The organism is Bradyrhizobium sp. Arg816 (assembly GCF_029989365.1).
In the GTDB taxonomy this organism is placed as follows: Bacteria; Pseudomonadota; Alphaproteobacteria; order Rhizobiales; family Xanthobacteraceae; genus Bradyrhizobium.
Genome location: NZ_JAPRAQ010000002.1, coordinates 194,772 through 209,093 on the forward strand (window position 1 = coordinate 194,772; position 14,322 = coordinate 209,093).

General features: G+C 64.7%; 9 protein-coding genes and 1 pseudogene. 8 read left to right on the top strand and 2 right to left on the bottom strand.

Translation table 11 applies throughout. The features are described 5' to 3' along the window. The first annotated feature begins 28 nt into the window (after positions 1-28). The 7 genes and pseudogenes from OWC48_RS05980 to OWC48_RS06010 all read left to right on the top strand — a co-directional run bounded on the left by OWC48_RS05980 (position 29) and on the right by OWC48_RS06010 (position 8,785). A complete protein-coding gene (locus tag OWC48_RS05980) occupies positions 29-2,062 on the top strand; it encodes an NAD(+) synthase (RefSeq protein WP_282519130.1) in 2,034 nt (677 codons plus the stop codon). Between the two features lie 476 nt (positions 2,063-2,538). Beyond that, on the top strand, positions 2,539-3,354 hold the full coding sequence (locus OWC48_RS05985) for a sugar phosphate isomerase/epimerase (protein WP_282519131.1): 816 nt from the start codon (positions 2,539-2,541) through the stop codon (positions 3,352-3,354). Positions 3,355-3,384: 30 nt separating this feature from the next. Beyond that, a pseudogene (locus tag OWC48_RS05990) lies at positions 3,385-5,023 on the top strand (ABC transporter substrate-binding protein). Beyond that, the gene (locus tag OWC48_RS05995; RefSeq protein WP_282519132.1) at positions 5,024-6,010 is read left to right on the top strand and encodes an ABC transporter ATP-binding protein; all 987 of its coding nucleotides are present in this window, start codon (positions 5,024-5,026) and stop codon (positions 6,008-6,010) included. It begins immediately after the preceding pseudogene. Continuing rightward, positions 6,007-6,999 carry an ABC transporter ATP-binding protein gene (locus OWC48_RS06000; protein WP_282519133.1) on the top strand — a complete coding sequence of 331 codons (993 nt, stop codon included), beginning with the start codon at positions 6,007-6,009 and terminating at the stop codon, positions 6,997-6,999. The genes OWC48_RS05995 and OWC48_RS06000 overlap by 4 nt, the downstream gene beginning before the upstream one ends. Continuing rightward, positions 6,999-7,928, top strand: a complete 930-nt coding sequence (locus OWC48_RS06005) for an ABC transporter permease (protein ID WP_282519134.1) — start codon at positions 6,999-7,001, stop codon at positions 7,926-7,928. Before OWC48_RS06000 ends, OWC48_RS06005 begins: the two co-directional genes overlap by 1 nt. After that, positions 7,925-8,785 (top strand): ABC transporter permease, encoded by an 861-nt coding sequence (locus OWC48_RS06010; RefSeq protein ID WP_282519135.1) that lies wholly within the window; start codon positions 7,925-7,927, stop codon positions 8,783-8,785. Before OWC48_RS06005 ends, OWC48_RS06010 begins: the two co-directional genes overlap by 4 nt. 46 nt (positions 8,786-8,831) lie before the next feature. Here the strand turns inward: OWC48_RS06010 and OWC48_RS06015 are convergent, their stop codons facing one another. Both OWC48_RS06015 and OWC48_RS06020 read right to left on the bottom strand, forming a co-directional pair. Beyond that, positions 8,832-10,289, bottom strand: a complete 1,458-nt coding sequence (locus tag OWC48_RS06015; RefSeq protein ID WP_282519136.1) for a SagB family peptide dehydrogenase — start codon at positions 10,287-10,289, stop codon at positions 8,832-8,834. A 14-nt stretch (positions 10,290-10,303) separates the two neighbouring features. Continuing rightward, a complete protein-coding gene (locus OWC48_RS06020) occupies positions 10,304-12,550 on the bottom strand; it encodes a TOMM precursor leader peptide-binding protein (RefSeq protein ID WP_282519137.1) in 2,247 nt (748 codons plus the stop codon). Between the two features lie 889 nt (positions 12,551-13,439). Between OWC48_RS06020 and OWC48_RS06025 the strand changes: the two genes are divergently transcribed. Further along, on the top strand, positions 13,440-14,309 hold the full coding sequence (locus OWC48_RS06025; protein ID WP_282519138.1) for a VOC family protein: 870 nt from the start codon (positions 13,440-13,442) through the stop codon (positions 14,307-14,309). Positions 14,310-14,322: the final 13 nt, after the last annotated feature.

The following is a 14,322-nucleotide window of genomic DNA, read 5'->3' on the forward strand; positions in this document are numbered from 1 at the left end:
CGCGACAAGATTAAGGGTACCGCGCTCGATGAGCTTCCACTCGATCTACGCCCACGGATTTGCGCGCGTGGCGGCCTGCGTCACCACTTCCCATGTGGCCGATCCCGCGGCCAATGCGAAGGCGATCCTGGCGGCGGCAGGGGCATGCCATGAACAGTCGGTGGCGGTCGCCGTGTTTCCGGAGCTGTGCCTGTCCGGCTACGCGATCGAGGATCTCGTCAAGCAGGACCCGCTACTCGATGCGGTCGAGCGCGGGCTCGCCTCAATCGTCGAGGCCTCCTCGGCCCTGATGACCGTCCTGATCGTCGGCGCGCCGCTGCGCTTTGGTCATCGCATCTACAATTGCGCCGTCGTCATTCATCGCGGCAACGTCCTTGGCGTCGTGCCCAAGTCTTATCTGCCGACCTATCGTGAATTCTACGAGGGACGGCATTTCGCCTCCGGCGCCGGCATGGCCGGAGAGACGATCGCGTTTGGCGGGCTACACGCACCGTTCGGCGTTGACCTCCTGTTCGCGGCCGAGGATGTTCCAGGCCTGATCATCGGCGTCGAGATCTGCGAGGACATGTGGATTCCGGTGACGCCGGCTTCCGAACTCGCGCTTGCCGGCGCCAGCGTGCTGATCAATCTATCCGGCAGCCCGATCACGATTGGCCGGGCGCGCTCGCGCGCACTGCTGTGCCAATCGACGTCGGCGCGTTGTCTTGCGGCCTACGTCTATTCCGCCGCGGGGGCAGGGGAATCGACCACGGATCTGGCCTGGGACGGCCAGACTTCGATTTACGAGAACGGCGTGCTGCTGGCCGAGGGCGAGCGGTTCCGTCAGGACGGCCAGATCACGCTGGCCGACGTCGATCTCGATCTGCTCAGGCAGGAACGCGCACTGATGGGCACGTTCGACGATAATCGCCGGCAACGCGAGGCCTTTTTCCGCAGGATCACCTTCGCCCTGAAGGCGCCGGCCACCGACATCGGCTTCCTGCGCAAGATCGAGCGCTTCCCGTTCGTGCCGAGCGACGAAGCCCTGCTCGAGCAGGATTGCTACGAGGCCTACAACATCCAGGTCGCCGGCCTCGTGCAGCGCATGCGCGCGACCGGAACCAAGCGCGTGGTGATCGGCGTCTCGGGTGGGCTCGATTCCACCCACGCCCTGATCGTCGCCGCCAAGGCGGTCGACCTGCTCGGACTGCCGCGCAGCAATATCCTGGCCTACACCATGCCGGGCTTTGCCACCGGCAGCGAGAGCAAGACCAATGCACTGGCGCTGATGAAGGCGTTGCAGACGGAGTGGCAGGAGCTCGACATCCGTCCCACGGCGACGCAAATGCTGAAAGACATCGGCCATCCCTTCGGCAAGGGCGAGAAGGTCTACGACATCACGTTCGAGAACGTGCAGGCGGGCCTGCGCACGGACTATTTGTTCCGGCTCGCCAACCATCATGGTGGCATCGTCATCGGAACCGGCGATCTCTCCGAGCTCGCGCTCGGCTGGTGCACCTACGGCGTCGGCGACCAGATGGCGCACTATAATGTCAACGCCGGGGTGCCGAAGACTCTGATCCAGCACCTGATCCGCTGGGTGATCGCCTCAAAGCAGTTCAGCGACGACGTCAACCGGACGCTGGCGTCGATCCTGTCGGCCGAGATCTCGCCCGAGCTGGTTCCGGTCAAGCCCGGCGAGAAGCCGCAGAGCACGGAAGCTTCCGTCGGGCCCTACGAGCTGCAGGATTTCAACCTGTTCTACACGCTGCGGTTCGGCATGCGGCCGTCCAAGATCGCGTTCATGGCGCATCACGCCTGGAATGATGTCGCCAAGGGCGAATGGCCGCCGGCGTTCCCGACCGATAAGCGCAAGGCCTATGATCTGCCGGAGATCCGGCGCTGGCTGGAAGTGTTCCTGCGCCGCTTCTTCGCCTTCAGCCAGTTCAAGCGCTCGGCGATGCCGAACGGGCCGAAGGTTTCGGCCGGCGGCTCGTTGTCGCCGCGTGGCGACTGGCGCGCGCCGTCGGATTCAAGCGCGGCGGCATGGCTCGAGGATCTCGAGCGGAACGTTCCGAAGTGATTGAGCAAGACTGCTGATCGGGCAGGGTCGCTCCAGAACGACTTCGCGCCGCGCGGCTCATAAGGCCGGCGGCGCGAAATTGCGTTCAATCTAGAAAGTTCCGAGGTCCGGAGTGCCTAGGAGTCCGGACCTCGTCACCTTGCCCCAGCCTTTGATCCCCCCGCCCCATGTGGTCCCCCAACCCCGTGGTGCGCGATCAGAGGGTGATGCCCCTGGAAGGCCGCCGATCGATGTGCGCGATGTACGCGAAGTACGGTTAGGATTCCATTCCGTGTCACTACGGACACGAACGCGCTTGATGCGGCACACTGATGCATTCGTCCGCATCTGCTGCGGTCACTGCTGCCTGAATTCGATGCAGGCGATCGGCGGGGATGTCCACATCGGCGCATCGCCGCGGCACCTGCATTTCACGGGCCTGTCACTTAACTGGTCTAGCGCTGCTCCCGTCATCGCCGACGGTCAAGGAGCAAGCCATGTCGAAGCCGGTGTTGGGCGCCGCACTATCCCTCAAATCGATCCCCGCCCACCGCGATTGGCTTCTGGAACAGCAGCGCGATCTCGAGATCCAGGATTTTTTCCGCGCGGATTTGCTCGACGGCGATTGGCGGAGTGCGGCCAGCGAGATCAAGCAGATGCTCTCGGGCCACACCGGCCGGCTCGGCATTCACGGCCCGTTCTGGGGCTTCAAGATCGACAGTCATGATCCCCTGATCCGCAAGGCGGTGACGAAGCGCCTGCTTCAGGGCCTCGATGCCGCGGAATTCCTCGGCGCGACGCAGATGGTGATCCATTCACCGTTCACGACCTGGGACCACAACAATCTCGATCTCTATCCTGACAACCGCGCCAACATCGTCGAGCGCGTCAAGGCGACGCTGGCCGAGGTGATAGCGCGCGCCGAGACGATCGGCTGCGAGATCGTCATCGAGAATATCGAGGACAAGGACCCGCGCGACCGCGTCCGTCTCGCCAAGGCGCTCGAAAGCAACAAGGTCCGCGTCTCCCTCGACACCGGCCACGCCAACTATGCCCACATCTCCACGGGCGCACCGCCGGTCGATTACTACGTCGAGACCGCCGGCGACATGCTGACGCATGTTCACCTACAGGACACCGACGGCTTTGCCGACCGGCACTGGGCGCCGGGCGAAGGCAACATCCCGTGGGTGGCCGTGTTCCGCGCGCTGGGCCGGCTGACCTCCAACCCGCGGCTGATCCTCGAACTCCGCAATCACGACGACGTTCGCGCCGGCGCAGCCCATCTGGCCGCGCTCGGTCTCGCTGAATAACCGGCATCACAAAGGGCAGGGCTTTTCGTCATGAGCAAACTCACCCGTCGCACCATCCTGAAGTCCGGCGGCGCTGCCGCGGGCACGCTTCTCCTGCCGCGCTTCGCGATCGGGCAGGCCGACAACCGCCCGTCGGTGACGATCGCCGTGCAGAAGGTGACGAATTCGAACGTGCTCGACGTGCTGCGCGAGCAATCGAACGTCGGCGAGCGCGTGTTCTTCTCCTCGATCTGGGAGGGCCTGATCTCCAAGAATTGGCGCGGCAGCCTGGAGGCCGTGCCGGGTCTTGCCACCGAGTGGCGCCGCATCGACGACCAGACCGTCGAGGTGAAGCTGCGCCAGGGCGTGAAGTTCCACAATGGCGACGAGCTGACGGCTGAAGACCGTCGTCTTCACCTTCAGCCGCGAGCGCATGTTCGGCGAGACCGAGGCCAAGAGCCGCTCCACCATCCAGGCCTTCGAGAAGATCCCGACTCCGCGGCCGGGCAAGGAGCTGCCGCCGGATGTGCCCGCCGTCGCCCGTCGCATCTGGCCGGACCTCGTGCGCGTCGATGCCGTCGACAAGTACACGGTGCGCTTCTACAACGCGACGCCCGACGTCACGATCGAGGGCCGGCTGTCGCGCTACGGCTCCGACATCATGAACCGCCGCGCCTGGGAGCAGTCCGCGAGCTATCTCGACTGGGCGCGCAAGCCTGTTACGACCGGCCCGTACAAGGTCGTCGAGCTCAAGCCCGACGTGTCGCTGACGCTGGAAGCCCACGACGAATATTGGGGCGGCCGGCCGCCGCTCAAGCGTATCCGTTTCCTCGAAGTGCCCGAGGTCGCGAGCCGTATCAACGGGCTGCTGTCGGGCGAATACCAGTTCGCCTGCGACATCCCGCCGGACCAGATTGCCGGCATCGAGAAGAACTCAGCGTTCGAAGTGCAGGGCGGCACCATCCTCAATCATCGCCTGACCGTGTTCGACAAGAACAACGCCGTGCTCGCCAATCCGCTGGTGCGGCGCGCCTTCACCCACGCGATCGACCGCCAGGCGATCGTCGACAGCCTGTGGGCGGGCCGTACCCGCGTGCCGAAGGGCCTGCAGTGGGAATTCTATGGCGATATGTTCAACGCCGACTGGAGCGTGCCGGCCTATGATCCCAAGCTCGCGCAGGATCTGTTGAAGCAGGCCAACTACAAGGGCGACCCGATTCCCTATCGCCTGCTCAACAACTACTACACCAACCAGGTCGCGACCGCGCAGGTGCTAGTCGAGATGTGGAAATCGGTCGGCCTCAACGTCCAGATCGAGACCAAGGAGAACTGGTCGCAGATCATGGAACGCGCGCCGACGCGCGCGGTACGCGACTGGTCGAACTCGGCGGCCTTCAACGATCCCGTCTCGTCGCTGGTCGCCCAGCACGGGCCGAACGGTCAGCAGCAGCAGATCGGCGAATGGACCAACGCCGAACTGAACAAGCTTTCGGAGTTCCTGGAGACCTCGACCGACCGGGCCGCCCGCAAGAAGGCGTTCCACCGCATGCTCGAAATCGCCGAGCGCGAGGATCCCGCCTATACGGTGCTGCACCAGAACGCGACCTTCACCGCGAAGCCGAAGTCGATCAAGTGGAAGGCGTCGCCGGCATTCGCGATGGATTTCCGCGCCGGCAATTTCGAGGCGTAAATGGCGACGCCGCTGGTCAGCATCCAGAGCCTCAGCGTCGCCTTCAACGGTGTAGCGGTCCTGCGCGGCGTCGATCTCGCTTTGCAGAAGGGCGAGGCCCTCGGCCTCGTCGGCGAGTCCGGCTCCGGCAAGTCGGTGACGTGGCTTGCGGCGCTCGGCCTCTTGCCGCGGCATGCAAGAGTCTCCGGCTCCGTGCGGCTCGACGGACGCGAAATCCTCGGCGCGCCCGCGGGTGAGCTCGACCGGGTGCGGGGCGGACGGGTCGCCATGATTTTTCAGGACCCCGCAAGCGCGCTCAATCCGGTGCTGACCATTCGCAAGCAGCTCTGCGAGACTTTGGCACTGCATCGCGATCTCTCAGGCGAGGCGGTGAAGGCCGAAGCGCGGCGGCTGCTCGATCTCGTCGGCATTCCCGATGCGGCGCGGCGGCTCGAAGCCTATCCGCACGAATTCTCGGGCGGCCAGGTCCAGCGCATCATGATCGCGATGGCGCTGGCCGGAAATCCCGATCTCCTCGTCGCGGACGAGCCGACCACGGCGCTCGACGCCACCATCCAGGCGCAGATTTTGGAGCTGCTCTCGACCATCCGCCGCGAGATGAACATGGCGATGGTGCTGATCAGCCATGATCTTGGCGTCGTCGCGGAAAACTGCGACCGCGTTGCCGTGATGTATGCCGGCCGCATCGTCGAGCAGGCGCTCGCCAACCAGCTCTTTGCCGATCCGGTGCATCCCTACGCGCAAGGCCTGATCGGCGCACTGCCGCCGCTCGACGGACCGCGTCGGCGTCTCACGGCCATTCCGGGGACCGTTCCCGATCCCGCGCACATGCCAAGCGGCTGTGCCTTCGCGCCGCGCTGCGCGGTGGCGGCCGAGCCATGCGGACTTGCCGTGCCGAGCCTGGCGCCGATCGCAAACGATCGCATGGTTGCCTGCATCCGCGCTGAAGCTTCGCGCCGCGCGTTGCTCGGGATCGCCGCCGAATGAGCGCGCCGCTCGTCGAGGTGTCCTCGATCTCGCGCAGCTACGCGATGCGATCCGGGATGTTCGGTCGCAGCACGGCGGTTCACGCGGTCGACGGCTTGTCACTTGCGATCCGCAAGGGCGAGACGCTCGGCCTCGTCGGCGAGTCCGGCTCGGGCAAGTCGACCACCGGTCGCATCGTGCTCGGTCTCGAGCCGCCGGATCGTGGCGAGGTGCGGTTCGACGGCAAGCCGATGGCCGTGCCGGGGACGAAGGCGTGGCGCGCGCAGCGGGCGCGCATGCAGATGATCTTCCAGGATCCGCTGGGGGCGCTGGACCGGCGGTTGCCGGTCGCGACCCAAATCCGCGAGCCGCTGGACATTCACGGTCTCGGCACGCCGACTGAACGCGATGAACGCGTCCGCGAATTGCTGCGCGCCGTCGAGCTGACACCGGCACATGGCGCGCGCTATCCGGGCGCGCTCTCCGGCGGCCAGCGTCAACGTATCGTGCTGGCGCGGGCACTGGTGACAAAGCCCGATTTCCTCGTCTGCGACGAGCCGGTCAGCGCGCTCGACGTCTCGATCCAGGCGCAGGTGGTGAATCTGCTCTGCGATCTTCAGGCCCAGCTTGGGCTGACGCTGCTGTTCATCAGCCACGATCTGCGCGTCGTCAGGCAGATCAGCAATGTCGTCGCCGTGATGTATCTCGGCCGCATCGTCGAGATCGGCAGCGCCGACGATCTCTTCGCGCGTCCCGAACACCCCTATACGCAGGCGCTGGTCTCGGCCTCGCCGGCACCGGGCCGCGGCAGCGCTGGCCGCATCGTGCTGGCGGGAGATCCGCCGAACCCGGCGGCGCGGCCGCAAGGCTGTGCCTTCCATCCGCGCTGCCCGCGCGCTATCGCGCGCTGCGCGAGCGAGGTGCCGGCGCTGTCGGCCGTCGGCGGCAACAGGCAAGTCGCCTGCCATCTCGTGACGGGGCCGCAGGCCGAGACGCGGGACGCGGCCTGATGGGACGCTATCTTGCCATTCGGATCGGACGCGCGGCGCTGACGATCGTGCTCGTGGTCACCTTCGCCTTCGTGGTGCTGCGGCTCTCCGGCGATCCCGCGCTGATGATCCTGGGACCGGAGGCGCCGCCGGAAGTGCTAGCTGCGTTCCGCAAGGCCTGGGGGCTCGATGATCCCATCTGGTTCCAGTACCTCGACTATTTCGGCGCCATCGCCAAGGGCGAGCTCGGCCGCTCCATGCGCGACGGGCGACCGGCAATCGAGCTCGTGCTGGAGCGGATTCCGGCAACGCTGGCACTGACGCTGCCGGCCTTCTTCTTCAAGGTGGCCCTCGGCATTCCCGCCGGCATCTACGCGGCGCTGCACCGCGGTTCGGGAATCGATCGCGCCGTGATGATGACGGCGGTCGCGGGCTTCACTGTGCCGAGTTTCGTCCTTGCGCTGCTGCTCGTGCTCGTGTTCGCCGTGCAGCTCGGCTGGCTGCCGTCGGGCGGGCAGGACAGCTGGCGTCACGCCATCCTGCCAATCGTGACACTCAGCCTCGGCGGTGCCGCCGTGCTGGCGCGCTTCACCCGCAGCGCCATGCTGGAGGTGCTGGGCCAGCCCTATATCCGCACCGCCTCGGCCAAGGGCGTGCCGTGGCGCAAGGTGGTGACGTCGCATGCGCTGCCGAACGCGGCGATCCCGACCGTCACCATTCTCGGCTTCATGGTGGGCACGCTGATCGCGGGCGCGGTCGTGGTCGAGAGCGTATTTGCCTGGCCCGGAGTAGGGCGCCTGCTGGTCGTCGCCGTCGCCAATCGCGACCTCGCTGTCGTGCAATGCATTCTCTTGCTGGTCGCGCTGACCATGGTCACGTCCAATCTGATCGTCGACTTCCTCTACGGCTTCCTCGATCCGCGCCTCCGCGCCAAGGGAGCGCACGCATGACCGATGCGACGTTGAAGGACACGGCTGTCCGCCGCCGCATCAGCCTTCCCGCGATCCCGGTCTCGGTCGCGCTCGCGATCAGCTGGATCGTCGCCATGCTGGTGATCGCGGCGTTTGCCGAGAAAATCGCGCCCTACGGCTTCACCCAGCTCGACCTGCGCAACCGGCTGGCTGCGCCCGGCAATGTCGCGCACTGGCTCGGCACCGACGAGCTCGGCCGCGACGTGCTGTCGCGGCTCCTCGTCTCGATCCGTATCTCGCTGTTGATCGCCTTCGGCGCGACCGCGATCTCGGCGATCGTCGGCACAACGCTCGGCTTTCTCGCCGCGCACTTTCGCGGAGCCGTCGAGCAGTTCGTGCTGATGCTGACCGACTTCCAGGCCAGCATGCCGTTCCTGATCATGGCGCTCGCGGTGCTCGCCTTCTTCGGCAATTCGCTGCCGCTGCTGATCGGCCTGATGGGTCTGTTCGGCTGGGAGCGCTACGCCCGTATCGCCCGCGGCCTCGCCATCTCCGCCAATGCGCAAGGCTATGCCGCGGCCGTCCGCCAGCTCGGTGCGACGCCGTCGCGAATTTACCTTCGGCATATTCTGCCCAACATCGCCTCGACCCTGATCGTCTCGACCACGTTGGTCTTCCCTGAGGTGATCCTGATGGAATCCGGCCTGTCCTTCCTTGGGCTGGGCGTACAGCCGCCGATGACCAGCCTCGGCAACATGGTCGGCTATGGCCGCGAGTACCTGACCCGGGCGCCCTGGATCATGCTGGCGCCGGCGACCACCATCGTGATCACCACACTGGCCGTCTCCGTGATCGGCGACTGGCTGCGCGACCGGCTCGATCCGACCCTGCAATAGGGCGACGGCCCGACGCGTGCGCCGATTTGCGGTCGGACGCCCGCTTCTAGCCTTGGACCTCCGGCGTCCTGCCGCGCCCGAGCGCGAATTGACCGACCGGGCCCTCGATATGGAATTCCAACTCCGTCATTTTCGCGAACAGATCGATGTTGGTGCTGCCAATGGCGCAGCCGCCGAGGCCCATATCGGTCGCCGACAGGTAAAGCGTCTGAATCAGGCTGCCGACATCCTTCAGGATCAGCGAATATGCGATTGAGCTGTATTTCCAGGAGACCCGCCCAAAACGCGCCGCGATCGTGATGAGGATTTGCGGCTGCCCCGGCGCGTCCATGGCGAACTGGGCAGCCGCCAAATGCGCCTGGAGTTGCTGGGGGGAGGCGTTGATCGCGACGAGCGCGTGGCTCCCTGCATCGTAGTGGTAGAGCCCGCGCGCAAGCCCGTCGCAGTTCGCGACGGTAAGGTACAATTCCAGCTCGTACGCGCTGCCCGCCGACGGATAAGGCCTTGTGCTGTAGGTGACGTCGGGACCGCCTTCGAAATACGGCTCGCTCTTCCATTCGGACAACACGCGCGCGCTGGTGTCGAGAAACTGCGCGAGTTCGCCGAGCGTGACCGGATTCTTGTCGTCGAAATCCCGTGTTGAATGGCGCTCGCGCAACAGCTTCGGGAAGCCGGAGTTCGGCTCCGGGGAGGAGAATTTGCGCAGGTCGATCTTGCTGCCGGCCCAGGGCGGACGCACCGCCGGCGACGGCGGAACGACGCCGGCATAGGTGAAGGCGGCGCCGACCGGATTGGCTTGCCGGCCCTCCGTGCTCCGCGTGTGAAACACCAGATCGTGGAAATCCCAGAGTACGAGGTTGCCGTCGCCCTCGTTCACCCGCAGGCCTTGTCCGTCTTTCGCATCGAGCTTGAGCAGGATCTGGCTGTCCAGCAACAGTTCGAGCAGATGGAGGGTGGAGGAAGCTGTCTTCTGGTCGAGCTTGCCGATCGTCCGAGGCTGCGACAGCGCAGCGAGGGTGGCGGCGATGGCGGGATCGCCAATCCGGAACAACGCGCCAGCGCGTGGCGATTCCAGCACCAACTCGTTGCCGCGTCGGCGCAGAAAGGCAAAGCGCGATAGCACAATGGTGTCACGACTGCCCAGCTTCGCGCGCCGCGGCCAGTATTCTGGGACTTGCGGCTCGATGACCACGAAGTCCTGCGTATTACGCGAAGAGGAGAGGCGGTATTCCAGAAGCCCCTGCCGGGCCAAGCGATGCACCAGGGCGTCGACGTCTCTCGCGAGGGCGCTCTTGCCTGCAAACGACGCGAGCGGAAGGCCGGTGCTCAGATGTCGCGCGCAGTCCATCGCGGCCGCGCTGAATTGTCCGAGGTTGACGGAATAGTCGCCCAGAATGGCGGCGATGTTTCCGTCCGGCTGGATCTGGAGGGAGAAATGATGGCCCAGCCGGGCGGCAATGTCTGGCGCGATCTTCCTGGTCGGCTTTTTCCGGGGAGCGCGCACGAAAGAGCAGCCCTTCAGGTGTGTGGAAGGAATGAAGTCAGATCGCTTTCCGGTCGCGGCCGGTCCAACAATCCGAGCTTCACCGGCACATCGTAAAGGCGACCCGGTGCGAAACGGCGATAGAAATGACGCAGGCCGGGAACGAGCACTCTGACGACCGGAACCTCGACGTCGGGGCGTGTCTGGTCGAGGACGAGGAAATCGTAGCCTGCACGGGCGGCGATCTCGACGCAGGCAATGACCTGGTCACGCGTATTGTCGTGAAGCTTGAGGCTCGGCGCTGGAGGCACGATCGGGTGGTCGCTCGGTGCCAGGAACGGGTAGTCTTCCAGGCGCAGCGGCGTGACACCGTCGAGGGTCGGCTTCTCGCCGCTTGCGCCGCCCATCATGCCGACGGACATAAATTGGGTCAGTTCGGTGAGGGATCGCAGCAGCGCTATATGGCGGTCGAAATGCGCGCCGGAACCGAACTCGATATTCTCGTGTCCATTCTGCATCCAGTGCATGATCGCCACGTAAGTCGGAATGCCGAGGTCCGTGGTGATGTCGAGCACCCATAGCTTGCGACCGGCTTCCGCAAATTGAGCCTGGAGATCCCGGACATAGAAATCGTCGAATTGCCCGAGATCGACCTCGGCGCGCTGCAGCCGGTTATACCACCAGATCGCGTAGGCATCGCGCTCGATCAGTTCGAGGAAGCCCTGAACGATGGCTTCGTCGCGTGTGTTGCCGGCCGCGCAGCCGTTGGAATCCGTATGAAACCCGCCATAGAAGAAGTACAGGAGGCCGGTCGGCAGATATTTGAAGCGTTTGTCGCGCAACGACGAGACCGGCGACCACTCGGTCCTCGTCGAGGGATCGAACGGCTCGGGCACCGGATGGGGATCGTCCGGCTGCTGCAGAAACCTGTTCTTGAACTGCGTTTCGCTGAAGAGCTGGACGTCGTTGGGAAGAAGCGCGTCGCCAGGCGCGAAATCGACAAAGCGGCGCGTCGTCCTGATCTCATCGCCTTGGAAAATGCCCGAATAGCGTTCGATCGACTCCATCAGCGCGCTTGCCTCGCCCTGTTCAGCCGTCGAGCCCTTGCCAAAGCTGCCCCCACTCAATCCGGACCTGAGCTGGTCGATGCTGTGGGCCGGCGCGGAGAAATTGTGCTGGGCGAAGTAATTGGTGTTCATCGGCAGATCAACGTCGATCCGCTCAAGCCGGGAGACCACGCCGGTCAGCGGGCTCACATGCTTGCGGAAGCGCGACACCGTCGACCGCGACGTCACAGTGCGATATCCACCGCTGGTCATGACGAGCTTCTTGCCTTCGGCGATCTCGACCAGGGCCGGAGATCGGCGCGGATTGTGCAGCTTCTTGCTGCCGCAGGTTGGGCATTGCGGGCGTCGCGCGACGTAGTGCTTGGCGATGACGGCGCCGGCCAGGTCGAAGCTTGCGATGTGATCGCGCAGATCGGTGCGAAAGCCCGAGGCGATCGCCTTGGCGATCTCGACGGCTGTGAAATGGATTGCGGTCTCTCCGACGGGATCGTCGACGAGCGGCGATACGGCGACCGCGCGCGCCGGTCCCCGGTCAAGAAATCCCTTGATCTCCCGGTTGCGGATCATGCGATCGAACAGGCAGGTCCAGCAGGCGCTCTCGCCCGGCTTGAACACGGGCCCGACCAGCGGAAAGGCGCCGGAGGGCTGCACCAGCAGCCAGGGCGTCTGGCCGGCCACGCGTTCCTGGTTCAGTTCGGCGAGCCGCCGGTCAAGATAATCGTTCACCAGCGTGATCGTGAGCTTCGGCGAGCGCTTGGCGATTTGAACGCCGAGCTTACTCAAGGCCGCGGTCAGCTCCTTGGCGCCTTTGACGTCAATCGACTCGACCTGAACGGGGCAATTGCGAAGATTTTGTTCCGCGACCTCTGGAGACAAGCCGAGGCTTGCCCAAAAGCCGCCGACGGCCTCGTCGAATGCTGGCGGGGTCCGCGCAACGACATATCGGCGATCAAGCAGCCGCTTGATTGCTTCCTCGATCTTGTCGGCCGGGAAGCGCTTCGAAAGCTGGCGAATGATTTCCGGCCTGGCCTTGCCGTGTTGCCCGATCGCGGTGGCGAGGGCGCAGTAGAGTTCGCCGTGCAGGAAGAACTTGCGATCCTCGGAATAGAGGCAAACCGCATCGGGAGGCAGTACGTAGGCGGTGAAGTTCGGTGCGAATCGGAGGAGGTTTTTGCGGGTCTGCCGCGCAACGCGGGTCTTGCGATTGGCATTCATTGAGTCAGCACGCTGATCCTGTTGCCGTCACGTCAGATCGCCGGCGCAAGACGGATCGTCGTGCCCGCACGCTGGTATTTTCCCAGAGAGTTGGAACAAACTCGCCCGTCGCCGGCAAGCCATCGATGCACGCGTCGTAGCGAAACCAAGCATTTGGCCGGCCCCCTTCTCAGAGCCGGCCAATGATATATCGGCTCGTGGACACGCCATTCGGAACGCTAGCACCAGCGGCAGCGGCCCCACGATGCGCAGCAACCCGCGCATGATACGGCGCATCCCACAACACCAACGGCACAACCCGCACATCGGCAACCGACGCCACACCGGCAGCCTCGGCATCCCCGACAGCCTCCGCATCCGCGGCAACCGCCGCATCCGCGCCAGGCCACCTGCACACGGCCAGCCGCATCTTCCTTGTCGAAGAGATGGAACGTGGCGAGGCTGACGTCGGCCATTTCCTCTTCACCGAGCGTGATTGCGTCACCCGGTACAAAGTTCGGCATGTGTTGTACGTCGGGTGTCGGAACGGCCGATGCCGCTGCGCCGCCCGCCAGCGAGAACGTCAACCCTGCGGCTCCGAATGCCGGTACGGCGACTTTGGTAACTCGCTTCTTCCTTTTAGAAGATTGCTTCGCCTGCCGCATGGTCAAACCTCCGAGCATTGCAAGAAGTATCCCAGCCGCGGTAATTCTACGCCCGGGAAATTGGGCAAGCAAGAATGACGCGCACAAAAAACATGATGGCGCACGTTCAGGATGTAGTCATCTTCATGAACGGAATCGGCACACCCCGTTGACACAGGGCATCGGCAATCCACCGACCTTGCGCGCAGCGAGTGCGACTTGGTGCAGTGCCGCAATCGCATCCAGGTTTGAACGGAGAGATCGGCATGGCGGATCAACTCGGACGTTTCGCTTGGTACGAATTGCTGACCACGGACGTCGCGGCGGCGGGCGCATTCTATCGCAAGGTCGTCGGCTGGGGCGTGAAGGATGAATCGACTCCGGAACTGCCTTACACGGTGCTTCGTAGCCGCGGCACCCCGCTGGGCGGCCTTATGGATATCCCGGAAGAGGGGCGGAGATCAGGCGCAACGCCGAGATGGATGGGTTACGTCGCTGTCGACGACCTGGACGGGACTGCCGCGCAGATCAGGCGTCTCGAAGGCACGATCTTTGTGCCGCCGACCGACACCAATATTGGCCGAATAGCAGTCGCTGCCGATCCGCAGAAAGCGACGTTCGGGCTGATCGAGAAACCGACATATGGCCGATGGAAACCGGGCCGGCTGGACGAGCCGGGGCGCGTAGGCTGGCATGAGCTATTGGCTGCCGACCGGACCGTGATCTTCGATTTCTACAGAGAACTATTTGGTTGGCAGAAGGCCGACGCTCAAACCGATCCAGCGGACTGGTATCAATTGTTTTCGGCGGGGGGGCAAACGGTCGGCGGCATGCTGACGAAATTCTCGAGCGTAGCGCAGCCATGTTGGCTGCATTACTTCAATGTCGACGACATCGGCGCTGCGACGAAGCATGTGAATGCGGGTGGAGGCCGGATCCTCCAGGGTCCGATCGAATTGCCTGATGGCTGCTGGATCGCACGATGTGTGGATCCCCAAGGCGCCCTGTTTGCACTGCAGGGTGCCCGGGGTCATGCAGGCATCGAGCCATCCTCGGCCTCGGAAGTCGGGTGGTCCGCCAAGTGGGGCGGCATTGCCTCCCAGGGGAGAATTGTGCTGCCCAAGCCGAAGCGCTAGCGACTGCAGCGTC